Annotated in this window: 34 protein-coding genes; 5 read left to right on the top strand and 29 right to left on the bottom strand. The window is 53.3% G+C overall.

Features of this window, described 5'->3' with window-relative positions; all coding sequences use genetic code 11:
- Nucleotides 1-6 precede the first annotated feature (6 nt).
- The 27 genes from QZV31_RS05750 to QZV31_RS05880 form a co-directional block, all read right to left on the bottom strand.
- Complete coding sequence (locus tag QZV31_RS05750; RefSeq protein WP_295358952.1) at nt 7-1,410, bottom strand: DUF2586 family protein; 1,404 nt, start codon at nt 1,408-1,410, stop codon at nt 7-9.
- Nucleotides 1,411-1,414: 4 nt separating this feature from the next.
- Nucleotides 1,415-1,597, bottom strand: a complete 183-nt coding sequence (locus QZV31_RS05755; RefSeq protein ID WP_295358954.1) for a hypothetical protein — start codon at nt 1,595-1,597, stop codon at nt 1,415-1,417.
- A complete protein-coding gene (locus tag QZV31_RS05760; protein ID WP_295358956.1) occupies nt 1,590-2,105 on the bottom strand; it encodes a hypothetical protein in 516 nt (171 codons plus the stop codon). Before QZV31_RS05760 ends, QZV31_RS05755 begins: the two co-directional genes overlap by 8 nt.
- Nucleotides 2,102-2,563 (bottom strand): phage virion morphogenesis protein, encoded by a 462-nt coding sequence (locus QZV31_RS05765; RefSeq protein WP_295358958.1) that lies wholly within the window; start codon nt 2,561-2,563, stop codon nt 2,102-2,104. Before QZV31_RS05765 ends, QZV31_RS05760 begins: the two co-directional genes overlap by 4 nt.
- Nucleotide 2,564: 1 nt before the next feature.
- Nucleotides 2,565-3,059 carry a DUF1320 domain-containing protein gene (locus tag QZV31_RS05770; RefSeq protein ID WP_295358960.1) on the bottom strand — a complete coding sequence of 165 codons (495 nt, stop codon included), beginning with the start codon at nt 3,057-3,059 and terminating at the stop codon, nt 2,565-2,567.
- Nucleotides 3,020-3,937 carry a Mu-like prophage major head subunit gpT family protein gene (locus QZV31_RS05775; RefSeq protein ID WP_295358961.1) on the bottom strand — a complete coding sequence of 306 codons (918 nt, stop codon included), beginning with the start codon at nt 3,935-3,937 and terminating at the stop codon, nt 3,020-3,022. The genes QZV31_RS05770 and QZV31_RS05775 overlap by 40 nt, the downstream gene beginning before the upstream one ends.
- Complete coding sequence (locus QZV31_RS05780; protein ID WP_295358963.1) at nt 3,934-4,326, bottom strand: hypothetical protein; 393 nt, start codon at nt 4,324-4,326, stop codon at nt 3,934-3,936. Before QZV31_RS05780 ends, QZV31_RS05775 begins: the two co-directional genes overlap by 4 nt.
- Nucleotides 4,326-5,339 (bottom strand): phage protease, encoded by a 1,014-nt coding sequence (locus QZV31_RS05785; protein ID WP_295358965.1) that lies wholly within the window; start codon nt 5,337-5,339, stop codon nt 4,326-4,328. The genes QZV31_RS05780 and QZV31_RS05785 overlap by 1 nt, the downstream gene beginning before the upstream one ends.
- Nucleotides 5,340-5,460: 121 nt before the next feature.
- On the bottom strand, nt 5,461-7,728 hold the full coding sequence (locus QZV31_RS05790) for a DUF935 family protein (RefSeq protein ID WP_295358967.1): 2,268 nt from the start codon (nt 7,726-7,728) through the stop codon (nt 5,461-5,463).
- A 1-nt stretch (nt 7,729) separates the two neighbouring features.
- Nucleotides 7,730-9,025, bottom strand: a complete 1,296-nt coding sequence (locus QZV31_RS05795) for a terminase family protein (RefSeq protein WP_295358969.1) — start codon at nt 9,023-9,025, stop codon at nt 7,730-7,732.
- Nucleotides 9,009-9,536 (bottom strand): phage protein Gp27 family protein, encoded by a 528-nt coding sequence (locus QZV31_RS05800; protein ID WP_295358971.1) that lies wholly within the window; start codon nt 9,534-9,536, stop codon nt 9,009-9,011. Before QZV31_RS05800 ends, QZV31_RS05795 begins: the two co-directional genes overlap by 17 nt.
- Nucleotides 9,529-9,834 (bottom strand): hypothetical protein, encoded by a 306-nt coding sequence (locus QZV31_RS05805; protein WP_295358973.1) that lies wholly within the window; start codon nt 9,832-9,834, stop codon nt 9,529-9,531. Before QZV31_RS05805 ends, QZV31_RS05800 begins: the two co-directional genes overlap by 8 nt.
- Nucleotides 9,831-10,124, bottom strand: coding sequence for a hypothetical protein (locus tag QZV31_RS05810; RefSeq protein ID WP_295358974.1), 294 nt, complete (start codon nt 10,122-10,124; stop codon nt 9,831-9,833). Before QZV31_RS05810 ends, QZV31_RS05805 begins: the two co-directional genes overlap by 4 nt.
- A 12-nt stretch (nt 10,125-10,136) precedes the next feature.
- The gene (locus QZV31_RS05815) at nt 10,137-10,724 is read right to left on the bottom strand and encodes a hypothetical protein (RefSeq protein ID WP_295358975.1); all 588 of its coding nucleotides are present in this window, start codon (nt 10,722-10,724) and stop codon (nt 10,137-10,139) included.
- Nucleotides 10,721-11,005, bottom strand: coding sequence for a hypothetical protein (locus QZV31_RS05820; RefSeq protein WP_295358977.1), 285 nt, complete (start codon nt 11,003-11,005; stop codon nt 10,721-10,723). Before QZV31_RS05820 ends, QZV31_RS05815 begins: the two co-directional genes overlap by 4 nt.
- 126 nt (nt 11,006-11,131) lie before the next feature.
- A complete protein-coding gene (locus QZV31_RS05825) occupies nt 11,132-11,470 on the bottom strand; it encodes a Mor transcription activator family protein (RefSeq protein WP_295358979.1) in 339 nt (112 codons plus the stop codon).
- Nucleotides 11,436-11,915 (bottom strand): regulatory protein GemA, encoded by a 480-nt coding sequence (locus QZV31_RS05830; protein ID WP_295358981.1) that lies wholly within the window; start codon nt 11,913-11,915, stop codon nt 11,436-11,438. Before QZV31_RS05830 ends, QZV31_RS05825 begins: the two co-directional genes overlap by 35 nt.
- A gap of 9 nt (nt 11,916-11,924) precedes the next feature.
- The gene (locus QZV31_RS05835; RefSeq protein ID WP_295358983.1) at nt 11,925-12,413 is read right to left on the bottom strand and encodes a host-nuclease inhibitor Gam family protein; all 489 of its coding nucleotides are present in this window, start codon (nt 12,411-12,413) and stop codon (nt 11,925-11,927) included.
- A gap of 14 nt (nt 12,414-12,427) precedes the next feature.
- Nucleotides 12,428-12,661, bottom strand: a complete 234-nt coding sequence (locus QZV31_RS05840) for a hypothetical protein (protein ID WP_295358985.1) — start codon at nt 12,659-12,661, stop codon at nt 12,428-12,430.
- A 5-nt stretch (nt 12,662-12,666) separates the two neighbouring features.
- Nucleotides 12,667-12,837, bottom strand: a complete 171-nt coding sequence (locus QZV31_RS05845) for a hypothetical protein (protein WP_295358986.1) — start codon at nt 12,835-12,837, stop codon at nt 12,667-12,669.
- A 23-nt stretch (nt 12,838-12,860) separates the two neighbouring features.
- Complete coding sequence (locus tag QZV31_RS05850) at nt 12,861-13,787, bottom strand: AAA family ATPase (protein WP_295358988.1); 927 nt, start codon at nt 13,785-13,787, stop codon at nt 12,861-12,863.
- 4 nt (nt 13,788-13,791) lie between these two features.
- Complete coding sequence (locus QZV31_RS05855; RefSeq protein ID WP_295358990.1) at nt 13,792-15,624, bottom strand: DNA-binding domain-containing protein; 1,833 nt, start codon at nt 15,622-15,624, stop codon at nt 13,792-13,794.
- 55 nt (nt 15,625-15,679) lie between these two features.
- A complete protein-coding gene (locus tag QZV31_RS05860; protein ID WP_295358992.1) occupies nt 15,680-15,865 on the bottom strand; it encodes a hypothetical protein in 186 nt (61 codons plus the stop codon).
- Nucleotides 15,862-16,353, bottom strand: coding sequence for a hypothetical protein (locus QZV31_RS05865; RefSeq protein ID WP_295358993.1), 492 nt, complete (start codon nt 16,351-16,353; stop codon nt 15,862-15,864). Before QZV31_RS05865 ends, QZV31_RS05860 begins: the two co-directional genes overlap by 4 nt.
- Nucleotides 16,354-16,531: 178 nt before the next feature.
- Nucleotides 16,532-16,729, bottom strand: a complete 198-nt coding sequence (locus QZV31_RS05870) for a helix-turn-helix domain-containing protein (RefSeq protein ID WP_295358995.1) — start codon at nt 16,727-16,729, stop codon at nt 16,532-16,534.
- A gap of 141 nt (nt 16,730-16,870) precedes the next feature.
- Nucleotides 16,871-17,242, bottom strand: a complete 372-nt coding sequence (locus QZV31_RS05875; RefSeq protein WP_295358997.1) for a D-Ala-D-Ala carboxypeptidase family metallohydrolase — start codon at nt 17,240-17,242, stop codon at nt 16,871-16,873.
- A 210-nt stretch (nt 17,243-17,452) separates the two neighbouring features.
- Nucleotides 17,453-17,719, bottom strand: coding sequence for a hypothetical protein (locus QZV31_RS05880; protein WP_295358998.1), 267 nt, complete (start codon nt 17,717-17,719; stop codon nt 17,453-17,455).
- A 247-nt stretch (nt 17,720-17,966) separates the two neighbouring features.
- On the opposite strand from QZV31_RS05880, the gene QZV31_RS05885 reads away from it, so the two are divergent.
- The 5 genes from QZV31_RS05885 (at nt 17,967) to QZV31_RS05905 (ending at nt 20,170) form a co-directional block, all read left to right on the top strand.
- Nucleotides 17,967-18,389: a helix-turn-helix transcriptional regulator gene (locus QZV31_RS05885; protein ID WP_295359001.1), complete on the top strand. Its 423-nt coding sequence runs from the start codon at nt 17,967-17,969 to the stop codon at nt 18,387-18,389.
- 40 nt (nt 18,390-18,429) lie between these two features.
- A complete protein-coding gene (locus QZV31_RS05890) occupies nt 18,430-18,636 on the top strand; it encodes an Ada metal-binding domain-containing protein (protein ID WP_295359003.1) in 207 nt (68 codons plus the stop codon).
- Nucleotides 18,637-18,748: 112 nt separating this feature from the next.
- Entirely contained in the window at nt 18,749-18,958 is a 210-nt protein-coding gene (locus tag QZV31_RS05895) for a hypothetical protein (protein ID WP_295359005.1), read from the top strand.
- Nucleotide 18,959: 1 nt separating this feature from the next.
- Nucleotides 18,960-19,406, top strand: coding sequence for a DUF2335 domain-containing protein (locus tag QZV31_RS05900; protein ID WP_295359007.1), 447 nt, complete (start codon nt 18,960-18,962; stop codon nt 19,404-19,406).
- Nucleotides 19,407-19,573: 167 nt separating this feature from the next.
- On the top strand, nt 19,574-20,170 hold the full coding sequence (locus QZV31_RS05905; protein WP_295359009.1) for a helix-turn-helix transcriptional regulator: 597 nt from the start codon (nt 19,574-19,576) through the stop codon (nt 20,168-20,170).
- Between the two features lie 612 nt (nt 20,171-20,782).
- Here QZV31_RS05905 and QZV31_RS05910 read toward each other — a convergent pair.
- Together QZV31_RS05910 and QZV31_RS05915 are read right to left on the bottom strand one after the other, a co-directional pair.
- Nucleotides 20,783-21,634: a hypothetical protein gene (locus QZV31_RS05910; protein ID WP_295359012.1), complete on the bottom strand. Its 852-nt coding sequence runs from the start codon at nt 21,632-21,634 to the stop codon at nt 20,783-20,785.
- A 581-nt stretch (nt 21,635-22,215) separates the two neighbouring features.
- The gene (locus QZV31_RS05915) at nt 22,216-23,838 is read right to left on the bottom strand and encodes a bifunctional UDP-sugar hydrolase/5'-nucleotidase (RefSeq protein ID WP_295359014.1); all 1,623 of its coding nucleotides are present in this window, start codon (nt 23,836-23,838) and stop codon (nt 22,216-22,218) included.
- Nucleotides 23,839-23,859: the final 21 nt, after the last annotated feature.

Genomic DNA, 23,859 nt, shown 5'->3' on the forward strand with positions numbered 1-23,859 from the left:
CCTCCATCATGCCGCCAGTAAGAACGGGTTTTCCAGGCCGATATCAATCTCAATTTCCCGCATGATTGGCACCGGAACGATGCGGATCTTGACGCGCAGCCGGGATGTTGCGTACACATCCTGCCCTTCTGGAATCACAACCGTACCGGAAACGATCTCCTTGTCGCCAATCTGTACGGCCAGCGCATGTGACAAGAATGCTTCCAGCACCTTCTGCCCGTCTTCCGTTGCTTCTGCTTTTACTTTTTTCAGCGCCTGGGAACGTACCAGCTCGCAGGAATGATCCATGACGCGCCGGTTTTCTTCCTGTTCATAATCACTGCCATTTTCTGCCATCATGCGGCCATTGGTCACGTAGGTCCCGTTCATCCCGATAAATTTCCGGACAGTGGTGAAGCCTGCGTTATCCAGCGCCAGGACGTGCGCATTATTCAGCCCTTCCGGCTGGATGTTCACCACGCCGGGCAAGCTGCCCAGTTCCACAGCGCCGGGAGACTGTTGCCGCTTCAGGCCGCAGACATATCCGCGGATAATACCGCCCAGGTTCCGGACGGCCTGTTTACCTGTCAGCATGTCGGTCACTGTACCGAAAGCTGCGTGAACCTGTACACGGGTGCTGGCAAAATTGGCCCGCATGGCAATAATCCGCTGTACCCATTCGTCCACCGTTTCACCGGCGTTCATGTACGGCGCGTCACAACAACAATAACTGTAACGGAAATCTGACTCCGCCTGCTGCATCAGCACATCCATGGCGGTCCACAACGCCTGGTCGCTTTCCCCGCATACATGGACGCATTCAAAGGCCAGCGCAGAATCCAGCAGCACCTTCACCGCTGCAATGATGCTGGCCATGCTGGCTTGCGGCGCGGTCGTGGCAAACGTAAATACCGTACCCGCAACATAAGTTCCGGTAAAGGACAGGCTCAGGCCAGTATCTTCCAGCGCATACGTACCGGAAGCCGGGACCGTGATTACTCCGCTGTAATTGGAGCCGCCATCCAGCGCATACCGGAAGGTCGCTTCGTTCTTCTCGCCGCCGGATACAATTTCCGCTTTCACGTTGTAGGCATCCAGCGGCTTGCCGGTAACCGTCACGGTCCCGGTGTCGCTTTCGCTGGCAGCGGCCTTAACAACCGCTCCCACCGTCCCGTCAATATCACCGGCAGCCCGCACTGCATAAACCTGTTTGCTGCCGCCGGAAAAGCTGTCGCCCAGGCTGTCTACCAAAATGCCGGAACCGAATGTCTCAACAATCTGGTCGGAATCCGTCAACATGGCTATTTGGTTCACCCTGCCCTTGGACGATACGCCCACTTTCGCAGTGATCCCGGCGGACCCGCCCGGCAGGATGACCAGGCCAAAATCAGTAATACTGAGATACGCGTCAGGCAATCTATTTGCTGTCATCTTGTTACTCTCCTTTCATGGAGCCATGCAGCAGCCTGTCCACCGCCGCCACATACTCTTCCCGTGTCATCGCCTTGCCGGTGGCCCACCGGTTCCGTACTTTCAGCGCTGCGAACACATAATCCGGTGTTTTTTCATTCTGGGCGTGTTCTTCAATCGTCAGCAATTCTTTCATATCTTCATTCATCGTCTAACTCTCCTTGTTTTACAAACTTGCCTTCGGGCACAACCTGCTGGATCAGCGGAACCACTTTCCGGATCCAGACGCCGCCCACGGCGACCAGCCCGATCTGTACCAGGTTCTTGTCTGCCACCTCGTTGTCTTCATCCTGTGTCACGCTCTGGTCCAGGGACAGCTTGATGGCAAACCCTTGGCTGTCAGGAATGTATCTGGGAACCTGCGCCAGGAATTCGTCTGCCAGTTGCTGGCTGCGTTCCGGCGTGGCTGCCGTAATCTTTACTAAAACGGTAGCCGTCACGATGGCTTTCCGTTTTGTCCAGGTGCGCTCCGTTTCCGAATCTGTGTACGTAAATTTTTCATTACGGTGTTCGTACCGGTCCTCTTCCGGAAAGGTCACGCTGGCCCATTCCGACGGTTTTGCCACATTAGCATCCCTGGCGCTTGTCAGCACCTTTTTTGCGCCAACTTCCTGCAGCAGCCGTTCCAGGTATTTCTTCACGTCGTAGCTGATCATTTCAAGGCCTCTTCAATCGTCTTTTCACAAATTTCTTGAATATCCGCGACATCATCCTCGCCGATCCCGATGAACGGGCGAGCCGGGATTTTCACTTTCTTTTTCATGGCCCAGCGGTTCCCGACCTTGAAACGCAGCCATTTCTTCCGCTTCGGCTTAATGGTTCCGCCGTACTGGTGGATAGCCGCATAGCGAACGTTTGTCCCTACTTCCACGTGGTCGGTATGCACCTTCTTAGTGATGGAGTTGCGCAGCCGCCGGGTATCTACCAACGTCTGGCCGCGCTTCTGGCTTTTCTTCCAGCTTTTCCCGTCCGGATCCTTCCCGTCCCGGAACCGCTGCTGCGTGTTGGCAATCATCGCTTCCCCGGCCTGCTCATGCAGCTTACGGTAGTCGATGTTCGCCAGCTTGTGCAGGCATTTCCGGAATTTTTCCCAGTCCCCTGTCAGCTGCGCCATATCAGTACCCCTTCATCTTTTCCCTGCTGAATAGCCGTTCATTGGAGCGGATCCGCAGGTTCCCCGTGCCTTCCACGCCTTCGCCATACCCGCCAGCGGTGCTGTTTCCGGAAGAGACCGGAAGATCCACCTTGCCGGAAGCCACCTGCTTCAGGAAGTCAATGGCCATCTTATACCGCAGGTAGATGATATAATCCTCGGATTCTTCTGTGAACCGGAAACCCTGGCGGCTGAAGATGTGGAACAGCGCCATGTCCACGCAGTATTTTTTCAGGACTTCAGGGACGGTCGCAAAGGGAAGCGAGTACCGGCTGCAGTAGGCGTCGATCTCAGCCGATGCCTGTTCAATCCCGTAGTCGATCACGTCCGGCAGCAGGTTCCCATCTTCGTCACCGGCGACCCGTTCCAGCACATCCTGGTTGACCTGCTTCTGCAGGTCATCTACCGTGCAGTACATCATGCGCCCGTTCCGGTGCTGCCGTAGGCCAGCTGCCACAGGGTATAGCCTGCATTGCCGCGGGCGTCTACGCCATAGACGAATTTCTTCTCCATGAATACCTTGTCGTTATCCGGGTTGGTGTGCGCCACAAATTCCGGTTTACGGCGTTCCTGGAATACAAACGGTTTGACCGCTTTGCTGACATCCAGCAGGAACCAGTAGTCCGGCTTATCAGCCAGACGCGGGGAAACCAGCAGTTCCGCCGTGTCCTTGTACGGGTTGGATTCCGTAATGTAAGAGCCGTCTGCCTGTTTTACTGCAATCAGTTCGCTTTTCAGGATCCGGCGTGCAGTCTCTTCCAGTGCCGGGGAAATGATCAGCAGGTTCGGCACAAGTCCCAGAGGCTTGCCTTCGTCATCGCACACGCTCATAATGGTGGTACGGCCTTCTTTGTAGCTTTCCAGGCTCAATTTAGCCGTAGTCTTATTGCTGACTTTTTTCTTTTTACCTACCGGATGTTCTTCATCGAAGAATGCCTTCCCGTCATAGCAGTTTTTCTCGAATCCATCTTTCAGGCATTCAAAGACCAGCTCTTCCGGCCACAGAGTGGCTGCCTGCCCCATGCCCTGTACCAGCGGGGCATATACGCCGTAAGCATCATCTTCAATGTCGTCCCTGTCCACTTCCACCGTGTCTTCGTAGCTTTCGTTCTTCAGGGTGTAGCCGTTGGCCGCCAGCTGTTTCACGGCGCGTTCGCCGATCCACTTCTTCATTTTCGGCATCGCGCCCAGCCAGGCATAATTTTCATACTTGGAAGAGCTGGGCACCTTCATGGCGAACTTTTCCCATACCGGCTGCGCCAATCCCACGCCCTTGTTGAACAGCGTGTTGAAGCTTTCCTGAATGGCCGTTAAAGCCTTGCTGTTGATGATCATTCGTAAATACCTCCCATTTCAACCCATACACAACCGTCTTCAAAGCCCAGCACCCGGCCTGCTTTAGAAGACCCTTCCGCAGTCTTGCCTACCGTTTCGCTGTCCACTACATAGCAGTCGCCCAGGATATCCGGCTGTTCCAGCAGGTCGTCTTCCGCGTTCGCCAGCAGGAAGCAGCCGCGCCGCACCGTAATTTCACCGGTTTCCAGCGGACCGGTGGTCACGCTTTCTTCTGCCAGACCCGCTACTTTCAGGTTTTCCGCCTTGGATGCCTGCACTGCGCACCCGGACGCATTCACCGCCACCATGTGGCCCGCTTCGATCGTGGTATTTTTCGCCACCGGCAGCACCAGATATTTTCCAGTGCGGTATGTCTTTTTGTTTTCCATTATTTACCCGCCTTTCCGTATTTCTTCACATCTTCTGCACTCAGGCCCAGCGCCTTGTTGACCTGCAGTTCCATATCATCTTCTGCCGCCGGTTTTTCCGGTTTGCCGCCTGCCAGCTCCCCTGCCGGAACCGCTGCGCCCTTCGCCGTCATAGCGACAAACTGTTTGAAACTTTCCGGCGCGGTACGGGCGTATTCCATCGCCCATTCTTTCTGGGCCGGGGTGATCTTCCCGTCCTTCAGGGCCAGTTCCACCAGGTCGGTGGTCTCTTTGTCCGCCAGCTGCTTTTTCAGCGCTTCATAATCTTCCGCTTTCACGAAGCCCGCCGGGTTCTTCAGGGCCATGATCTTGCCCTTCACGTCATCCAGTGAGGCATCGTCCGCCGCGCCCAGCAGGGTCAGCACATCCTTGTGCGCCACCACCGTCACCGGTTTCATCAGGGCCGTGCATTTTTCCAGCACTGCGTCTTCCGTAGCATCATCGGCCAGGCCCAGCGCTTTTGCCAGTTTCTTTAAAAATTCGTTCATGTCGTCCTCCTTATTTTTATTTCCCGCCTTGTTGGCGATGGGTACCATCCCATCAATGGCCGGGTCGTTGGTCAGGGCCGCGCTGTGCAGCTCTATCGCCCGGTTGTCGCTCTTCCGCACCCGGAGCACCGGGGAAAGATAGCGATATTCTTTATTTTTTACATACTCCGCGCCCCTGGGCGTCCAGTCTACGTCCGCCCACAGTCCCTGAACCGGGTCATAGGACAGCGCCTTGATCCATCCGGCTGCCGGGGCTTCCGCGCCAGTCAGGGTCTGGTGCTCATAGTCAATCACCAGGTCGTTCTTCCGCTGGTTGAACTTTTCCACCAGCTCCTGCGCCGCTTTGTCGTCGAACACGAAGTCACCGTGTGCGCTTTTTACTTTCCCGCCCGGCGGCAGGATCTGGATCCGGCCCGGCGGCCCGGTCCCGTTCAACGTGTTCCGGATTATCAGCACGCCCGGCAGTTTTACATTTCCGTCGCCCATGTGTGTTTACCGTCCTTTCCTAAATGCGTTTAAAAGCCGTTTAATCGCGTTCAATTTTGTTTTAAATCCACAGGGCAGGGGTTTCCCCGTCCCTGACAGTTGCAAGCGCCTTACAGGCAAATTACAGGGGATCCCGGTAAGCGGCTTCCACCGCGTCCCGGACATCCGGGTCATATTTGCTCAAATCGGGCTTGAAGTCCGTGGTAGCCGGGTTCGTCCGGAAGCCTTCATCCGGCTGCCAGTACGTGCGTTCCCCGGTAGTCCTGTCCACCGTCGCTTCCACTAACCCTTCCCCGATGGTCAGCCCCCGGCGCTTCACCGCCGATTCCGACAGGCTGATCACCCCGCACCGGCAGCCGAACCCGTTGGGCGGGTACCACTGGTCCCAGAATTCATCGTCGTACCGGCGGACAACGCCGTCCATCTTCTTGTGCAATGGGCGGGTCCGGTCGTCGTCCACCGCGTCATACATCCAGTAGGGCCGCATCTCCACGGCGGCTTCCGTTGTCATCTGTACATAGCGTCCCACCTGGTAGGCTGTCTGTACGTTTTGCCGGAAGACCAGGTCGATCTTCTGGGGAAGCTTCCCTTCCCAGCCTTTGGCCTCCAGCTTTTCCGTCAGCTGCTCCTTGAACTCCTGCAGCGTGTTGCCGTTCTTCACGGCATCGTGCAGTTCGTCCAGGATCGCCTGCAGGTGCCCCATGTTGGTCACCTTGCTCACGGTGAAGGCCAGTGTCCGGAGCCGCTCTTTGATCTGCTTGAACTCTTCCGGCGTCACCAGCCGTTTTTTCTTCAGGTAATCTTCCGCCTCCAGAAACTCCAGCGGCTTCAGCATCTCCGTCTGCGTCCCCTGGACCAGCACGCTTTCCATGCCGAACACCTCGGCGCTCATGAGAAGCTTCTGCAGCAGCTTTTCCATCTGCCGCTTGTTGACGGTCCGGAATGTTTTCAGCAGCCGGTCCCGCAGGTCTTTCAGGCTTTCGGCCTTCCGGATCGCCTGGGTCACCTTTTTGAAATCATCCGCGTGCGCTTCCGCTCCGGCAGCGACCAACCCGTCAACGAATTCATCGATCACTGCCTGGGCTTTTTTTCCGGCGTTGTTCACCTGCAGCACCGCGCCGCTTTTGAACGGCAGCCCGCCAAAGCCGTCCCCTTTCGGTTCCAGGATTTCCTCCCCGTCCTGGGGGATCGGGATCCCGAACCGTTCGTACACATAGCTCCGGCTCACCGGCAGCCCCATGGACACCAGCTCTTTCAGCGTGCCCACTGCCTGCTTCGTGTCTTCCGGTTCTTCCGTCTTGAACTTCAGTTTCGGGCAGGGCACGTCCGCCCCGAAATTAAACAGCACCAGCGGACGGATCAGGTCGCGGTTCAGAGTCTTTGCCAGGTTCTTTGCGTCGGAGACCATCAGATCCCGGCGAACTTCGTTCTGGGTCTCGCCCAGCGCCCGGCTGCCACCGCCTGCACCCACTTCCGTGGTCAGCGTTTGTCCCAGGATCGCCTTGGATATTTCCGCATTGCAGAACTTTGCCAGGTTTTCGTACAGCTCGCCCTCGCCGCGGGTGGCTTCCACGAACTCCACTTCCGTCTCCTTGTTGATGACGCCCGCCGCGTCGCTCCCCATGGAAAGGATGGCCCGCATCAGGGCTTCCTTGTCTTCCTCGGAAGCAGAGGTGTCATACTTGCCCAGCCGGATCGGCATGCCGTACACTTCCGAAAACGCCAGCCAGTCCTTCACGGTGTAGTTCTTGAAGAGGGTCATCCAGGATACCACCCACATGATCCCCGCCCGGTTGGGCCTGCCGCTGCGGGCCTTGTACCGGTGCACCACGAACTTGTTGGGCGGCAGCAGGATCCCCGCTGCCATGTCGTCTTCGTTCAGGAGCCGCAGCTCCTGGTAATCTCCGAACCGGAATTTCTTCGGCTCACGCCACACCAGGTCAGGATAGGCGCGCCCGTCTTCCACGTTCCACAGGATCTCCATGACGCTGAACCCTTTTTCCAACGCGTCCAGAAGGTCCAGCATGATGTCTTCCATATCCAGACGCCCGTACAGGACGTCTTCCACAAATTCGGCCACCTCCAGGTCTTTCTTCTCCTGGCTGGCCGCCATGATCTCCCACTCCACGCCGATGACGGCGTTCTTCCTTGTCTGGAACTGGCTGAACAGGTGGGTGTCCTTTCCTTCCAGTTCCTCAAACAATTCCATCAGCCGGTAGATGTCCCCGGTATCGCTTTCCCGGAAGATCCGGGCCAGCTTCACCGGCGAAAGGTTGTTGGACGGATAGCTGCTGTACCGGTCATAGATCATGACCGGGGCGAACTCCCGGCGCTCCGGTTTGTTCTTTTTCACCACATACGGCCTGCCGTCCGGCCCCAAGATCGTCATATCAGTATCCCTCCCCGTACCGGCTTACCCGTTTCTTGCTGACGGATTCGTATTTCACCGGCCCTGCAAAATCGTGCCGCCCTGCGTGCAATCCCAGTGCGGATGCCCAGAACCGGTCCGCGTGGCCCAGTTCGTCACGGCTGGCGTCGTACCGCGTGTTCCCTGCGCTGGTGGTCAGCTTTTTCACCGCGTGCAGGTCGCTCCGGACCTTCCGGTCCGCCGGTACCCGCACCTTCCTATCCTCAAAGCACTGCTTCTGCCACAGCGCCAGGTCTTCTTTCGTGCTGTTGGTGAAGGTCACTTCCTCCACCCTGCTGCCGAACTTTTCCTTCGCCTCTTCCGCCAGCTGCGCCCCGATCCCGGTGGCGTCGATGCACGCCCGGCGGACCATGGGCAGGTATTCGTACAAAACCTTCCGCTGCTGGGAAAACTTCATCTTTTTCAGTTCCAGCACCATCCGGGTCCAGAACACATCCCCGACCTCTTCATAGATCCAGATCATGCTGCGGTCTTTTTTCCGCCCGATGTCCATGCCCAGGTACAAATTGTTAATAGTAGAAAACTTTTTCGGAAGTTCCACCGTGGCCCCGTCCGATTCGCAGGCCGCGATATCTTCATAGGTCAGCATGGCATTGGCTTCGTCCAGGAACGCGCAGTTGAATTCCTGTTCAAAATCCTCTTCCGAATCGCAGCCTTCCCGCAGCTCTTCAATGTTTACGTCCAGCCCCTCTTCCTTCGCCCGGAAGATGCTCACCTCATGGTGGGACCAGGCCTGGTTGTTCCACAGCTCATAGAACTTGCCGCTCTTCCCGTTAGGGGTGGAGATCACCCGGATCGAATACCCGCGGGTGATGGTCGGGAAAAGCGCTTTCCAAATGGCCCGGCTGTCCTGGTGGAACGCGAATTCGTCCAGGATCGTATTGGCGGAAAAACCGCGGGCCGTGTCCGGATTGGCAGGCAGGCCGATGATCCGGCTGCCATTCGGGAAGGAAACCTCCAGCAGCTTGTAGTCCCGGTCGTTCATGGTGAAGGTGGATTCCAGCACCTCTGCCGCCAGGCCGATCGCCCTGGCGTGCATCTTCACCTTTTCCATGAATTCCTTGCTCTGCCGTTCCCCGGCGCTCAGGATGACCCACTTGGTCTTATGTTCCACCGCGTCCAGCACCGCTTCCAAACTGCTGCAGAAGGAAAAGCCCGTCTGCCGTCCCTTGTTGCAGATCTTGAACCGGCTCTTGTCGTTGATCCATTCCTGCTGGTATGGCAGCAGCTGCACCGGCGCTTTACTGTAAGATGCCATAGATTTCTTCCTTTATCTTCCGGAGTGTCTCCGGGTCGATGCCCTTGCTGGCGGCCACATCTTCGATGTTCTTCACCGCCGTTTCCGCCTTTCTCCGGCTCTCCAGCTTCAGCTTCTCGCGGGCTACCGTGCTCTTTTCCAGCATGGATAGCGCCTGGATCAGCCGATCGGGTCGTACGCTTTCCAGGTCTATCTGGTTTTCCACCAGATGTTCCAGGATCAGCTGCTGCGTAAGGCTGCTGGCTGCTTCGATCAGCTCGGTGGCCGGTTTGTCCCCACCCTCTTCCACGATGGTACGGGCCTGCTCCCTGGCCAGCCGCAATTTTTCCAGCTTTGTCAGGTAATTTTTTCCGTAGCTTCCTACCGCGCTTTTGCTGATGGGATGCCCGGCGCTGGTGATCCACTCGCTGATCTCCTGGTAGGTGTACCCTTCCGTAATCTTTTTATGGATCTGTTCCCGCAGATCGTCCGGAAGGTCCGCGATCTTGGGATGCGTCCGCCGGTTAGTCATGGATCTTCACGCCCGGATCCGCCGGGATGTTTCCTTCCGTCAGGTCGATGCCCTTAGGCGTCAGCTTCACCAGCAGCCGCTGCACGCCATAGGCCTCCACCTTCTCAATCTGCACGTACCCTTTTTCTTCCATATAAGTCAGGTAGCCGCTGATCACCGCCGGGCTGACCCCGTACTGCATATCCAGCAAGATATCCGTGATCAGCTTGTCGCCGGTCTGGTACGGATAGTTCCTCTTCAGGATCTTGACGATCTCGCCCCGGATCTCTTTGGCTTCCGCGTTCACAAATTCCATCATTTCACCTCAGTCTTTGTCTCGAAAATTTTGTCCAGCTTTTTATTCACTGCGTCAAAATTGCGCTCTATTTTATTTTCCAAATTGCTCAGCGTGCGGATATAGTCATCCCGGAGCACAAACTTTTCCGGAAGTTCCGCCCGGAGTTCTTCCAGGTCGGCCCGCAGTACTTTAATTTCTTCCTGGTTGCTTTTCTGCTGTTCCCGGATACTGGACCGGATGTCTTTCAAAAAATAGCCGATGATCCCCAGGATGGCCCCGGCCCCGATGGAAAAGATCATGTCATGGTTCATGGCTGCACCCCGTCAAAAATAGAATTCTACGCCCGCGCCACAGGACCGCAGCCCCTTGCCGTGACCGGTCACATGCTTGAAAACATCGCCCTCGCCCCGCACATACACGCCCCACCGGTCACCAAACCGGTGGCGCAGGGTCAGTTCCTCTTCATGGCGGCTGTTGTAGCCGTAGCCGATGGCGTTGCGCTTCGTCTTGTCTACCGTCTGGACAGGGATCTTCAGGTTCAGGTCCACCCCGGACGTCTGTTCCACCAGTAGTTTTCCCCGCTCGAATTTGTATTTTTCGTCCGGCAGCGGGGAAAAATCATACTTCTTGTCATTTACCTTCACACGGATGGCGGGCGTCCCGGTTTTGATGTCCACGTCCGTATCTTCCTTCTGTCCGGTCCCGGGCTCGCTTTCCTTCGGCACATAACTCACAACACTCTCACGCCGTACTTCTGCCGCCACCTGCACAGGCACTTCCACCCGTTCCGTTTTTGTGACCTCCACCGTCCGGATCCGGGGGAAGCACGCCCACGTCACAAGGCAGCCCAGGAGGAACGCGGCCAGGATCGCTGCAATTTTCCGAATCTTTTCACTGAAAAACTGCATCATCCCGGATCCCGCCCTTCCGTCTCCCTGGGAGACCTGTTAAATTTTGAATTGATAAACTTGTTCCCGACCTGTCCCAGCAGGCCGCCCCCGCCCGCGATGCCGGCGAAGGTATCGTAATGCTCCCAGCTGTGCCCGGCGAACACCAGGTACAGGGTCACCACCGTAAACAGGAACACGGCGAAGACCGTCAGCACCCTGGTCAGGCTGGGGCCTTCCGCTTCCCACATGATCCCTTTCAAAAACTGCTTCACCGTCATATGCACGCTTTCCGTGTTGCGCATCTTACTCTGTCTCCTTTACAAAAAAAGTCCTGGTACGTGGCTGTGCCCCATACCAGGATTATCCCAAATCTGCTGTTAAGTTTACATAGAAAGCACTTTAAGAAACTACTTTAAGAAAACTCCTTTTCAAGCGTAATCTTCCGGGTCGAACAGCCGCATCTGCCGCTTTTTCCAGTTTTCCCGGTTGATAACCTGGCGCACCCAGTTTTCTGTGATATCGTACTTTTTCGCCAGCTCCGCATAGTTCCCGCCGTTGAACTCCCTGGCCAGCAGCCTGTCGCGGGCCGGGCTGACGATACGGTCCAGCTTGGGAATATACAGCGTGGTACCGCTCATATAAAAGCACAGCTCCACAAAATTTTCCAGGCCCGTCAGCCGCAGCACTTCCTGCAACTGTTCCGGCAGGTCCTTCAGGTCTTCCGGCTTCACCTCAAGCATCAGCTGCTTTTTCGTATCTTCCGTCACTGCGCTCACCTGCCTTAAACCCACGCGCCGCCATCTTCTTCAATGCCTCTATCACCTTGTTGGCTTCGTACTTCATCACCGGCGCGGGCTTTTTCAGCATCCGGCGGATGAAGGCTTCCTGCTTTTGCAGCTCCGGCATCCCGATCCGGCGGAACAGGGCGTCCATGTAAGACAACTGGGCGGCAGAAGGCGGCATCGTCCCGTCGTTGTTGTTGGTCCGCAGCGGAACGGGTTTCTTCGGCAGATCAAAGCCCAGCTCCTCGAACCGGGCCAGCACTCGCTTGAAACTTTCCTGCTTCAGCTCTTTGGAGGAGGCCACGCCGCCGTATGATTCCAGCAGCAGCCGGTAATCTTCCTCCTCCATCTCCAACGTCGCTTTCGCCACATGCAGCATGGCAATCTGTTTCGGGGTCACCGGGTCGTTCCGGCGTCTCTGCTGTCTCATACACCCTCCTTACTGCTCCAGCTTTTCGTAGTCCGGCTCGTACCAGAATACATCGTCCACTTTCTTCACGCAGCCCACGGCGGCAATTTTATCGTCCGAATACTGCCGCAACGCCTCCTTATTTACCGTTTCTTTCACGTTGATGCAGTCGTCCATGCCGTAGGCCCTGAGGGCTACCAGCACCGCCTTCGCCTTTTTCACGATGATGCTGGTAGACTTGCGGAAGCCCAGGCTGCCGAAAGTCAAGCTCTTCGTCTTGCCGTCCAGGTCCATGCGGTTCGTTTCCGCGTAGTCCTTGATCAGCAGCTCCAGCTGCTTCTTTTCTTCCAGGTACAGCTTCGATTTGTCGTCCGCCTTTGCCTTGGCCCTGGTAATCTCATCATTCATGTCCGCTTCGATCTTCTTCAGCTTATTGTCGATTTCGCCAATCTTCTTCAGGCAGCTGTCCACCGCTTCCCAGCTGGCCAGCATTTCGTTCTTAATGCGTGTCCTTGCCATTTCGTTTCCCTCCTTTATCTGAAAGCCAGTGCCTTCAAAACATCTTTAATCAATGCGATGCCGCTATCCATTTCCACGTTGATGATCCGTCTGCCGTGTTTAAAGGTAGCTGTCACGGTTTCAAAATTGAAGTGATCCGGATCCTCTTTCCGGTATTCCAGCGACTTCAGGCCATGCAGCGCATGGGTTTCCTGCAATGCTGTCAGCAATGCGTCACAGATTTTCTGCTTATCTTCCGTATCTTTCACAGGTCTCACACCCCCGCCAGCGCAAACCCCAGCGCACCTGCTGCCGTAATGACAGCCAGCTTCAGCGCAACTTCCAGCACCGCTTCCATGCGCTCCTTCCGCCTGCGCCGCTTCTGAAAGACCCGCAGGTATTCCGTATCCAGTTCCATGCCGACGATCATACTTTTTTCTTCCATATTTAACACCTCCCGAAACCCCGTTAAACGCGGATTAAATAGTTTTCCGCCGCTTTGATCATGTCCAGGTTCATCGCCTCGCCGGAGTTGTTGGAAATCTCCCAGCTCATGACGAACAGCTTGATGGCGCTCCTGAGTCCGCCCGCCTTATTGGCTACCCCGTGCAGGTACTGCAGGCACTCTTCCGGCAGGTCGATGTCCTGGCAGAACACCTGCCGGATGTCGTCCATGCCAATCTGGTACCGCGGCTGCACGAAGCCCCGGCAAATCCCCACCCTGCTGAACAGCTGGGCGAACGGTGCTTTCTGCTTGCCCAGCATCTTGTTGTAGACGTTCTCATTGCCCACCAGCAGCACGCCGCAGTGGCACAGGTCGTAGATGATGCCCCGTACCGCTTCCAACGTAGGCAGCTTCAGGTGCTGGGCTTCGTCGATGATGATCATGCGGTTGGTGTCCCGCAGCTCCTTCACCAGCTGGCGTTTCGCCTGGCTCCGGTTCCCCGCAGTGCTCTTGCAGCCCAGACCGGCCAGGATATCTTCCAGCAGGGTCTTCACCGTGCTGGTCACGTCCGCGGTAATCAGGACGCTCATGGGGTTCTTTTTGGCGTATTCCTCAATGGTCATGGTCTTGCCGATCCCGGCATCGCCGTAGATCACGCCGATGTCCCGGTGCGTGTGCGCGTAATCCGCCACCGTAATGATGTCGCTGGCGATGGCCGTCATGGTGAAGTCCGGCGTCCGGACCGCGATGCTCTGCTTCTGGTTCAGCTCCAGCAGGTTCCAGGCCGCCGCCGCGATCTGCTCATTATCGCCGGTATAAGTCCCTTTCAAAAACATGCTCAGCGTCGCCGCGCTGATGCCCAGGCTCTTCGCAACCTTCGCCTGGCTGTGTCCTTTGGCCTGCATCCATTTGGCCAGTTTATCCCTTACCACCTCTGTCAATTTCTGCATAACGTCAACCTTCTTTCTTATTCAGGTATTTCAAAACGTCGTCATACTTGTTCTTCTTTTTCCCGCGCACCGGCACGAGCGGCATCTCCACCTGGCCCACCGCCACCGGCAGGATTACGTCCGGGCGTTCCGGCTGCAGGGTGGTCCCCGCCGCTTTCTTCTTCGCGATGATCTCCGCGATGTCGTAGACCTTCGTCTCCTTCGCCGTCTTCAGGCGCGGGTCGCTGTACAATATCTTCCTGGCTTTCGCCTTCCGCCGCTGTTCGGCCTGCAGCGCTTCCTTGTCCGCTCCCACGCCGGGGAGGGCTTCCGGCTTCACCGCGTCGCACAGCCAGCAGTCATCCAAATCGTAAATGCTGACACGGGACAAATCATTTTCGTTATATCTCACGTACACTTTCTCACCGTACCGTTTCACCAGTTCCTGATGGTAATACGCGCTGCCGCGGAAAACCACCTGGGCGTTCCGGATTTTCAGCGGCTGGCTGTGGCGCATCAGCAGCACCCGCATCTGGTCTGCCGGGGCGATGCGCAGGGGCATCCGGTTTTTGTTGAACGTCTCATTCGGCGTCTCGCCCTTCCGGCCCTTGCCGCTGCTGACAGTTTCGTTCTTCACGTGGGTGAACCAGTCGCCGATGATGTCCGCGGCCTCTTCCAGCGTGATGTTCATACAGGGCAGGTCCTTCTTCAGCAGCTGCTGCAGATCCTCGGGCCGGTCGCCGGGTTTGCTGGCGCACCATGTCGGGAACTCCTTGCAGATCTCTTCCGCCACCGTCCGGAATTCCCGTTCGATGACCTTCGCCCTGCCGTTCTCCGGGATGGCGAAATGGACTTTTACGTCCAGGCTGTCCAGCATGGTCTTCACTTCCCGCTCATCGAGGAGCGCCTTTTTCCGGTGGCCACGCCCGGCGAACTCCTTGGAACAGTAGTCGCGCCCGTTGTCGATGTAGATCTCCAGGGGCAGGCCGATAGCCGGGTCCAGGGCGATGCGGGCAAAGCTGTCGATGATGGTGCCGGTGGACGGCGTCTTGCATACCGTCCAGCCCATGAACCGGCGGCTCCGCATATCCAGCCAGGCGGTGATCCAGGGCCGGATCCATTTGCCGTGGTCCTTCACAAAGAAGTCGCAGCGGAAGTGGTCGCCCACCCACACCTGGTTGCTCAGGATCTTGCCGGTGTCCCGGTCTGTATAGGGCAGGCACTTGTCATAGACCGTCTTGCCATGCTCCCGCGCCGCCATGCGGACCGATTCCGGCAGCTCCTTGATGATGCGCTGCACGCTCCGCAGGCTGGGGATCCGCCAGCCCTTGTCCCTGGCCGCCTCTTTCAGCAGCATGTAGCAGTAGGCCACCGTCCGCTTGCGGTTGTTCAGGTACAGGGCCAGCAGGTAATCATAGGCCTCCGGGTCCATCTTGTAGCTGCCGCGCTTGCCGTAGCGGGTCTCTGCCGGGAGCAGCCCGTTGAGGCCGTTATCCCGGAAGTCCGCCTCCCATTTGTACAGGGTGCTCCGGCTGATGCCGTACCGTTTGCAGAAGGCCGGAAGCAGGTCCTGCTTGTCCACGCCGGGCCACTGTTCCTGCTCCAGCTCCCAGGCTTTCACCACCCGCAGCCGTTCCATGGCGACCTTGCGCTCCGTCTCCGATACCTTGTGATAGCTTTCCGGCGCGGCCTGCTCCGTCTCCGTACAGCCAGCCGCGATGGCCTGCTGTGCCCGGTACACCGCCTGCAGCGTTTCCGGCAGGCAGGACAGAGCGATCTGGACGATCTTGCCGCCGCCACCCTTACCTTCAACATAACGAATTGCATTATAAAACCCATTTTCAATACGCTTATGCAATCCGCCAGATGATAATCCAGTTAAGTTTTTTATTGTCTCCGTGTTCAGCCATTGCTCAGCTGTGGCTGCCGGGGACATTTGCGCCAACCTCCGGACCAAAAGAAACGTCAATTTCAACAAACTTCATAGGTTTCCTTGGACGAATCATTTCCATTTGTGCCTTTATAAACTCTCCGAAATCTGCTTTATATTTGACAAGCTTCCCCTTCTCAATCTTTCCCACAAATATAATCCGTTTCATAACTTCCCTCCGTACAGTTTCTCATACCGGCGGCGCAGTTCCCCTTCCTGCTGGGACAGCGCCCGCTTCATCTGGCTGATCTGTCCCATGCGCAGCAGGAACGCGTCTTTGCTCTGTACCACCATGCACCCGCAGGCGAAGGCGGTCATCTCGATCAGGGTGTAGTCCCCGGTGACCTGGCAGAAGGCCGGGACCAGTTCCAGCGGAAAGCGGTGGTTCTCTTTAGACTCTGCCGTCCAGGCATTCAACATGCTTTCCGTAATCTCCACGCCGCACAGTTCACTCATGCGGCCCGCCACTTCCCAGCGCTTGCAGTCCATCCGTTTCAGCGCCTCGCTGACCACTTCCCGGACACGCTGGCTCATGGGCTTGGTGTTCAGCTGGTAGTTGGGCTGGTCTACTTTGGCGATGGTCACTTCCTCCACCATCTCGAACAGGTTCGCCATCCCTGCCCCGGTTTTGTCTATTCTTTTTGATTTTCTTGCCATTGAAACCTCCGGTTTCACTTGCTACAATGTAAACAGTTAATGTAAATACATTTACTCAGTTTTGTGATATAATAAGGTAATAGTGTACGTGTAAACCTACACTGTTAAAGGCTTTGACTGCTGTTCAACTTCTTGCCGGATGTCTCTCAGCAAATCAAGCCTTGTGGGTGGCATCCGGTCACGTGGCCGCCTGCCCCCACACTTTGTGGTACGGTTTCCCCAACGCGCGGCAGACCGCATATTCTACCTTGCTGTTGCGCTTATGGCCGTTCACCACATTGCTCACAAACTGCTTGCTGACGTTTTCTTCCCTGGCAATATCGGTCAGGTACTTGTTCTTCAACAGCAGCGCTGCCCGGATCTCCTTGCCTGTCATCTGGTTGGCCTCCTTTCTTAGCTTAACACCATTTAAAAACGTATATGCAGAGGAACACCGGCAGACAGACTAACAGAATTGCTGCTGCCGCCACTCCCAAAACGAAACCTGCCAGGATGAACGTTTCCAAAACTTTCACGCTTATCCCTCCCAGCGGTATTCGTTCGGGCTGTTGCCGTTGTCCCGTACATCCACGTGGACGAACTGCATCCCGTAATAGCGACCGATACCGTCGAAGCCATGCTTCACACAGTAGGCCGCCAGCCTGTCCACCGTAAGGCCGCGGCAATAGATGTCCGCCGCGTTCCCTTTCACGTGCTGGCTGTTGCTGACGCCGCCCACGTTATAGTTGTGGCGCGGGCAACGGTAGCCGCTGGTCACGATGATGGGCATGCCGATCTCCTCGCGCATGTCGTCCAGCTTCTGCAAGAGAACCGGGTTCATGCCGCCGGGCGGCAGCTGCCCGCAACAACGGCAGGCAAACTCGCACAGGTTAAAGTGCCGTAACGTCATGGTCTCTCCTCCTCTCTTAGTAATTTCAATTCAAAGTGATGTCGCGTTTGCAAAGCCTTAATTAGGTCATAAGATAAACCTTTGGCAATTAATCTAAAAGTATTGGCAATAGATTGAAGCAGCTTGCGCAAATTTTCAAGAAGTTTTGTTTTAAACGATGCTTTATCATCTAATTCACATCTCAAAACCTGTCTGGGCGCTCTTCGCCATTTACGTTTGCGTTTTATCATAGTTCGTCTCGCTTTCCGGAAGCTCCCACTCATCCGGTTTTGCTACGTGCAGCATGCAGTAGCCTTCCGGGCTTTTCAGGAACGGGCAGCTCCGGCATTCGCCAGTGATTTTCCATTCACAGTATAGTTTAAGGAACTGTGCCGCATGGATGGCGACCGCCCTGGACAACCGGATCTTCATATCCTTGTCCTTTGCGTACCAGAGCGGGACCGCATTGTCGATAATCTTTCGTAAAACTCGTTTCATGGTTGGCGTACCACCTTCTTTCTTTTTGCCTTCTTTTGGTTTACAGGTAATCTGCCACGGTCTAAAAAAAATCGGCAGACTGCCTTCACGTAACCAGAAGTTCCTCTGCTCCTGCCTCTCCTGTTCAGTCATCCCATAACCTGGAAGGGTTTGCGGCGGGAGGAAATCTGATTACAATAACATTATAAGTCACCCATAGGAAACTTGTCAATAATAAAAGTTTCCTTTTGGGGTCGTGGGGTGTATTATGTCTTTTGATTTTGTCAGTATCGGCAAACGTTTAAAAGAAGCCCGTTTGAAACAAAATTTAAAACAGCAACAATTAGCTGATCTTTTAGGGATCTCTGTTTCGTATGTAAAAAATGTGGAACGCGGGAAGAAACCAAGTTTATCATATTTGAAATCTGTTGTTGAGCATTGTCATGTTTCATATGATTGGTTGCTAACCGGTTGTAAGACCCCTTATAGTGACCAAAAAGACCCTTTTGCTTATGATTTTCCTATTGATAGGGCATTAGTTGCAAGCGAAGATAGTGTGGATGATGACAGAATTAAAATATTAAAAATGATAAATCAATTATTGACCGACAGTGATCCAGATATTCGCAGTTGGGCAAAAATACAAATTAAACGCGCTTTCCCTGAATATTTCAAAGACGAAAATATATAATCCCTGATTTTTTTAACCCAAACCGAAAGGAGCCGCGCCGATGAAACGCATACTCGCACTGACCGCCGTCCTGATCCTGATCTGCTCCACCGCCCTCGCCTACGTCGGAAATCGAAACACCCGCAAATTTCACCACGACTCCTGCAGCTCCGTGTCCCAGATGAAGCCAAGCAACCGCGTCTACATCGAAACACGCGACGAAGCCATCAACAGCGGCTACGTACCCTGCCAGCGCTGCAGGCCGTAAAATTTCACATATTCTTATTGTGTTTTAAGTAAAAAAGTGATATATTTTAATGTACAAAATGATTATCTCTCATCTTTTTAAGTCGTTTGATAGGAAAGGAGGCCTATTATTTATGGCAAGTAAAACCTTTAGACTCTTTAGAGCGTTACCTTGCTTTTTGTTAGGCGTTGCAACTATCATGGACATGGGTGCTACAATGAATATCTATAACTATGACGCAACGCCTTCTCAAGCTGATGCTAACGCAATAGCTTCTGATTGGGAAATGGTCGGTGCAGATATTAATGTCGCAATAAACAAACACAAGCTTCAGGTTCAGTAATATGGCAAAAAGAAGATCTTTAGTAAATAAACCAAATACTACTGTAGGCAATGTTCAAATGCCTACTCCCGGAATGCCCTCCATTCCGTCCGATACAAATGGCATTTTAGTGGCGCAACAGCAATATCGTAGCGCCCCATTGCCTGATCCCGAAGAGTTAATTCGTTATAACGACGCCGTTCCTGATGCAGCTAATCGCATCATCACAATGGCGGAAAATCAATCTGCACACAGACAATCTTTAGAAAAATCTGTTGTGGATGCGCAAAACAGAAACAGCTTTTGGGGAATAATTATAGGCGCTTTTTTAAGCTTAGTAATTGTCTTAGCCGGAGTATACTGTATTTTAAGTGGCCACGATTGGGCCGGTGCAATCTTAGTATCTGTTGATATCGTTGGACTGTGTGCCGTTTTTGTGTACGGAACCAAAATTAACAAGAAAAATTAAAAAAACTGGCTACCGTTTTGGTAACCAGTTTTTTTATGCCCGTTTTTTTCTATTTTTAAAGTGCTTTAATAAACTGCTATCTCTGTAAACTTACCCATTCAGCCTTCATAATACCGGTATAGAGCAAAGCTCTATACCGATTTTTTTATTGGAAGGAAGTGGAAAACATGTCAAAGCTGTATGAATTCATCGAACGCCGCAAGGCGGAACTGGGCCTGACCACCACCGCATTGATGGAAGCCGGTATCAGTTCCAGTACGCTGCACAACATCCGTCACGAAAAATGCTATTCCCTCAAAGAAAGCACCATGCAAAAACTGGCAATGGTACTGCAATGTTCCATGGGCGAAATCCAGGCCGCCCTGGCTGCAACGGATCAGGTCACAGAGTTCGGGGAAATCGTAAAAAAAGGACTGCCCGAAAACGAAACGGCAGCGGATGCTGTCACCGATTTGCCGGAAGAAGAGCCATCGGCAGCGATCCGGGAAGACGAACCGGCGGAACAGCCAGCCTGTGAACCTAAACAAACACCGGTCGGACAAAAATGGTATGTGGACAAACCGAAACAGGCCGAACCCACCAGCAGCAATGCGGACAAATGGGACAGAACCCAAAGCAAGCAGCTGCAGTATGTTTTCCATAAAGAAGGCCGGTTCACGATCCAGATTACTATTAACTCCACATTAACAGGTCCGGAACTGGCAGACATTGTTTACGACGCTGCCCTTGACGTTGCGGCAGACATTGATACGGCCAACAGTTGATATAACGAGGTGACTCAAATGAATGAACACAGAAAAGCTATTGAAGCATATAAGCAAATTCTACGTTACTGCAGAAAGCGTGACTGCGGCAACTGTGTCTTTAGTTCTGCAGAGAATACCGGATCATACTGCTGTCTTAATGAAGAGTATGAACTGATAGAACTTGAAGACCGCGCAAATGAACTGGAACGGGATATGCGCGGCGGATCACCTGCCCTTCGGCACAAAGGTCACGCTGCCGGACGGTCGCGTCCTGATCGTGGCGGACCGCTTCGGCGGCTGATATAAAGACCGCCTGGACATCTTCCTGGAGACAGAAGCCGAATGCTGGCAGTTTGGCCGCCAGTGGCTCAAGTGCCTGATTGAAACCCCGGATCTGAAGGCCCGTGTGATAAAGGAGATTCGTTGATGATTATATTGCCAAAAATTCTACAGCCACACACTGAAAAGGAGAACCGCTCCATTGAAGTGCAGCTGAACGAAGCGAAGAAGCTCACTATAATCTTAATATCAGTATTCTGTTCTGCAAGTATTTTAACTATAGTAGTCTTCTTACTGGCTACTTATTATGGATTAGATGTAATAAGGGAAATTTCTAATATTCTCAATTCGTTACAGATGATGATTCTTTTCATTTACCTCTTCGCAAGCCTTATCCATAGCGGCAAAAAGGCAACGGAAGACGCAATAAGCCATAAGTAACTTACTGCAAACAGCTTCAAAAATTTTAAGTTTTTCAACATCGCTTGCCACCACCATTTGAACCAGCAGGGACATAATAATTTCATTAAGAAATATTAATGTTTCAGGCTTATCAGGCATTTTTTCCCACAGCCTTAAGCGTTGTATTGGATATACTCTTTCAAACCAATCCGTTACATGATGTGGAATGTCTTGTTCAAGGATATCTGTAGCAGCTTGAACATAATTGTCAACAGCAGCTGCCCTGCTTTCATCATTATGTATTGACTCAATATCCAGTCTTGGTAACGGTATAACATCCGCAGGTTCATCTGTTACTTCAATGGATTCTGCTAAATCAGAAGCAATACGAACATGTTCCGGGTTCAAGAGTGGTTGCAGTCGCTGTAGTTTGGCAGCAAAATCCATTTGCCGTTGAGATACCGACTGGCCTAAAAGCCCAGCAAAACGGTTAACTGATGAAAAATATCTATCATGGATAAGACCTGCCATCGTGAAAGACGGGTGCACGATAACACCTGCCCGCAAAAGAGCCTTGGCTGTATTTGTTCCTGGCTGATTCAAAAGCGCATCAGCAAATTTGCTTCTAAAGTTAATATATTTATCTGGGTGATACGGATTAATTTGTGCGGGAAACCTCAAAGAATGCAGCATCGCAGAGCGGAATGAATCTTTAGGAATATTCGTCATCAGACTCATTTTATTTAAGTTTTCAATAACTCTTATAAATGGCGTATATGAATTGATAATTATAGTACTCACTCTCCCCTCGTGATGATGTTGTCGCAAACAAATTATATCACGCCAGGGGAAGTAATAAAAGTTAAGCCTGAAGCCCACACACGCCCAGGCTTACTTTTGCTGTTTAAATTATACAGCATTTATGCAGGATTTTGATAGGTTTATACAAAAAGTGAATGTAGGAGTGAATTAGTCCTGTTTTTTGCAACATTTCAAAAAAACGCATCGTTACGGCATTTTATGGTGAATAAGTAAAAAGCATAAGTGAATTAGTCCGTCCACCCCAGAAACACACCGCACTTTTCTTTCCATGTCTTTAATAAGCGTTTAACAACGAATTGAAGCACCTTTGAACGGTCTTTAATATTTTTCTTCAAAAATTTCCATTTCTCGCAATTTGTCCACGGCCTTCCCAAAAGTCCGAAATTAAATGTCGCTCACTTTCCTCGAAAAAGGAAAAAGAAAAACTCCGGAATCCTTCGTTATAAAAGGGTTTCCAGAGTTTTCCAGTCTTTTCCGGGGTTGTCCTTCAAAGTCCAGTAATAAATGTCGTGTTATATTAGGCAAACATACTGTAAGGCAAAAATGTGTCTTTTTCGTGTTTATTTGATTGTAATACGTCCTGCGCCATAGGGATTTTCGTACCCCTCTTTGACCTTGGCGTTCAGATGATTCTGAACATATTCCATAATGGCGTCCACGTCCGTCATGATGCCGTCTTTCAGCAGCTTGCACTGCTTGAACATCACCAGACCGTTGCCGCCGTCCTTCAGCACATAGGTGGTACCGCCCACCGTATACTTCGCATTCAGGTCAATCGGCTTGCCGTTAATCCGGATGTCTTTCACCCGGCGCTCGCCTTTCACGCCTGCAAAGTTGCCCTTGGCGTCCAGAATCAGCCCGGAAGGAACCTTGGGATCGATAGCGTAGGTCATGCCGGAAACCTGCATGAAGGCCCCATGCTCACCGGGATATTCGGAAACGCCCACTTCCAGGGCGTCTGCGATCTGCTGACCGGTGGCTTCAATGACTGTGCACATATTGCCGAAGGGGAATGCCTCCAGCAAATTATTATAGGTAAACACGCCCTTCTTAATGGTATTGCGGACGGAGCCGCCGTTTACCATACTAATGTCCGTATCCAGCACGCTCCGGTAAGTATCCGCTACAAAGTCTCCCAGGTTGGTTTCCCCATTGCGCACCAGGCGTTTCCCGGTCTTAGGGTCATTGGCAGTGAGCTCTACAAAGGCTTCACCTACAGGCTGGTTCAATATTTTTTCAAACCGTTTATTCTCTTTGGCCACCAGTTTAGTAACCTTGGGATCCGCTGCTTTCAGGCCTTTCACCAGTTCGGAGGTGATGGTGCCATCTTCTTTGATAACCATCTGCCCCAGGCTCTGAAGCTTGGTTCCGGTTTGGGCTACCAGCACTGTCTTCCCCGCCTTGTTAATGATCTTATGCGGGGGAATGTACTGTTCGTGGGAGTGTCCGTCAATGATAGCGTCAATATTGTAAGTGTTGGCCGCCACCGCACCGCTGGACCAGTGGGGGATGGAGCTCTCAGTGCCCAGGTGCCCTACCAGGAAAACGTAGTCCGCTCCTTCTTTGCGGACGTTGTTGACGGCACGCTGTACCGCCTGGTAGACTTTTTCGCCGGTCTGGTCTTCGCAGAAACCGTAGATGAATTTCCCATCCTTATCCTGGAAATATACAGGAGTTGATGTAATCAGGGTTTCCGGAGTGGTAACGCCTACAAACCCAATCTTTTTACCGCCCAGATTGAGAATCTTATAGGGTTTCAGAATGGGTTTCCGAGTTTTGACATCCACAAAATTGCAGGAATAGTACCCGCATTTTTGCCTGGACGCCAGCTGCAGGAAGCGCGCCATACCGTAATCGAATTCATGGTTGCCGGGAATGACGAAATCATAGCCCACGGCATTCATGATCTTTATGATGGATTCGCCGGTAGACAGCTTGCCGAGAGGCGCGCCCTGAATTGCGTCGCCGGCATCTACCAAAGCCACGGGATGTCCCTGTTTCTTCAGATCTTTTTTGTACTGGGATACTTTATCAATCCCCAGATTGTCGGTAACTCCGCAGTGAATATCATTAGTGTGCAGGATGATGATTTCCTTGCCTGCCGCTATGACAACCACCGGGATCATCAGTGTTGCCAGCGACACAAGGATTGAGACGTACAGTTTCCTGATACGGTTACCCATGTTATTTTCCTCCGTTTTTTC

Origin of the sequence: uncultured Succiniclasticum sp. (genome assembly GCF_902793885.1) — a bacterium.
Lineage (GTDB): Bacteria > Bacillota > Negativicutes > Acidaminococcales > Acidaminococcaceae > Succiniclasticum.

Coding starts and splice junctions, on each gene's coding strand:
- QZV31_RS05830 (WP_295358981.1), bottom strand. CDS start 11,915: ATGAGACAGCAGAGACGCCGGAACGACCCGGTGACCCCGAAACAGATT.
- QZV31_RS05900 (WP_295359007.1), top strand. CDS start 18,960: ATGGCAAAAAGAAGATCTTTAGTAAATAAACCAAATACTACTGTAGGC.
- QZV31_RS05915 (WP_295359014.1), bottom strand. CDS start 23,838: ATGGGTAACCGTATCAGGAAACTGTACGTCTCAATCCTTGTGTCGCTG.
- QZV31_RS05755 (WP_295358954.1), bottom strand. CDS start 1,597: ATGAATGAAGATATGAAAGAATTGCTGACGATTGAAGAACACGCCCAG.
- QZV31_RS05885 (WP_295359001.1), top strand. CDS start 17,967: ATGTCTTTTGATTTTGTCAGTATCGGCAAACGTTTAAAAGAAGCCCGT.
- QZV31_RS05815 (WP_295358975.1), bottom strand. CDS start 10,724: ATGATGCAGTTTTTCAGTGAAAAGATTCGGAAAATTGCAGCGATCCTG.
- QZV31_RS05800 (WP_295358971.1), bottom strand. CDS start 9,536: ATGACTAACCGGCGGACGCATCCCAAGATCGCGGACCTTCCGGACGAT.
- QZV31_RS05860 (WP_295358992.1), bottom strand. CDS start 15,865: ATGAAACGGATTATATTTGTGGGAAAGATTGAGAAGGGGAAGCTTGTC.
- QZV31_RS05795 (WP_295358969.1), bottom strand. CDS start 9,025: ATGGCATCTTACAGTAAAGCGCCGGTGCAGCTGCTGCCATACCAGCAG.
- QZV31_RS05780 (WP_295358963.1), bottom strand. CDS start 4,326: ATGGAAAACAAAAAGACATACCGCACTGGAAAATATCTGGTGCTGCCG.
- QZV31_RS05805 (WP_295358973.1), bottom strand. CDS start 9,834: ATGATGGAATTTGTGAACGCGGAAGCCAAAGAGATCCGGGGCGAGATC.
- QZV31_RS05870 (WP_295358995.1), bottom strand. CDS start 16,729: ATGACAGGCAAGGAGATCCGGGCAGCGCTGCTGTTGAAGAACAAGTAC.
- QZV31_RS05775 (WP_295358961.1), bottom strand. CDS start 3,937: ATGATCATCAACAGCAAGGCTTTAACGGCCATTCAGGAAAGCTTCAAC.
- QZV31_RS05790 (WP_295358967.1), bottom strand. CDS start 7,728: ATGACGATCTTGGGGCCGGACGGCAGGCCGTATGTGGTGAAAAAGAAC.
- QZV31_RS05880 (WP_295358998.1), bottom strand. CDS start 17,719: ATGAAACGAGTTTTACGAAAGATTATCGACAATGCGGTCCCGCTCTGG.
- QZV31_RS05895 (WP_295359005.1), top strand. CDS start 18,749: ATGGCAAGTAAAACCTTTAGACTCTTTAGAGCGTTACCTTGCTTTTTG.
- QZV31_RS05875 (WP_295358997.1), bottom strand. CDS start 17,242: ATGACGTTACGGCACTTTAACCTGTGCGAGTTTGCCTGCCGTTGTTGC.
- QZV31_RS05760 (WP_295358956.1), bottom strand. CDS start 2,105: ATGATCAGCTACGACGTGAAGAAATACCTGGAACGGCTGCTGCAGGAA.
- QZV31_RS05845 (WP_295358986.1), bottom strand. CDS start 12,837: ATGGAAGAAAAAAGTATGATCGTCGGCATGGAACTGGATACGGAATAC.
- QZV31_RS05865 (WP_295358993.1), bottom strand. CDS start 16,353: ATGGCAAGAAAATCAAAAAGAATAGACAAAACCGGGGCAGGGATGGCG.
- QZV31_RS05905 (WP_295359009.1), top strand. CDS start 19,574: ATGTCAAAGCTGTATGAATTCATCGAACGCCGCAAGGCGGAACTGGGC.
- QZV31_RS05820 (WP_295358977.1), bottom strand. CDS start 11,005: ATGCGCAACACGGAAAGCGTGCATATGACGGTGAAGCAGTTTTTGAAA.
- QZV31_RS05835 (WP_295358983.1), bottom strand. CDS start 12,413: ATGGCAAGGACACGCATTAAGAACGAAATGCTGGCCAGCTGGGAAGCG.
- QZV31_RS05850 (WP_295358988.1), bottom strand. CDS start 13,787: ATGCAGAAATTGACAGAGGTGGTAAGGGATAAACTGGCCAAATGGATG.
- QZV31_RS05810 (WP_295358974.1), bottom strand. CDS start 10,124: ATGAACCATGACATGATCTTTTCCATCGGGGCCGGGGCCATCCTGGGG.
- QZV31_RS05765 (WP_295358958.1), bottom strand. CDS start 2,563: ATGGCGCAGCTGACAGGGGACTGGGAAAAATTCCGGAAATGCCTGCAC.
- QZV31_RS05785 (WP_295358965.1), bottom strand. CDS start 5,339: ATGGGCGACGGAAATGTAAAACTGCCGGGCGTGCTGATAATCCGGAAC.
- QZV31_RS05750 (WP_295358952.1), bottom strand. CDS start 1,410: ATGACAGCAAATAGATTGCCTGACGCGTATCTCAGTATTACTGATTTT.
- QZV31_RS05890 (WP_295359003.1), top strand. CDS start 18,430: ATGAAACGCATACTCGCACTGACCGCCGTCCTGATCCTGATCTGCTCC.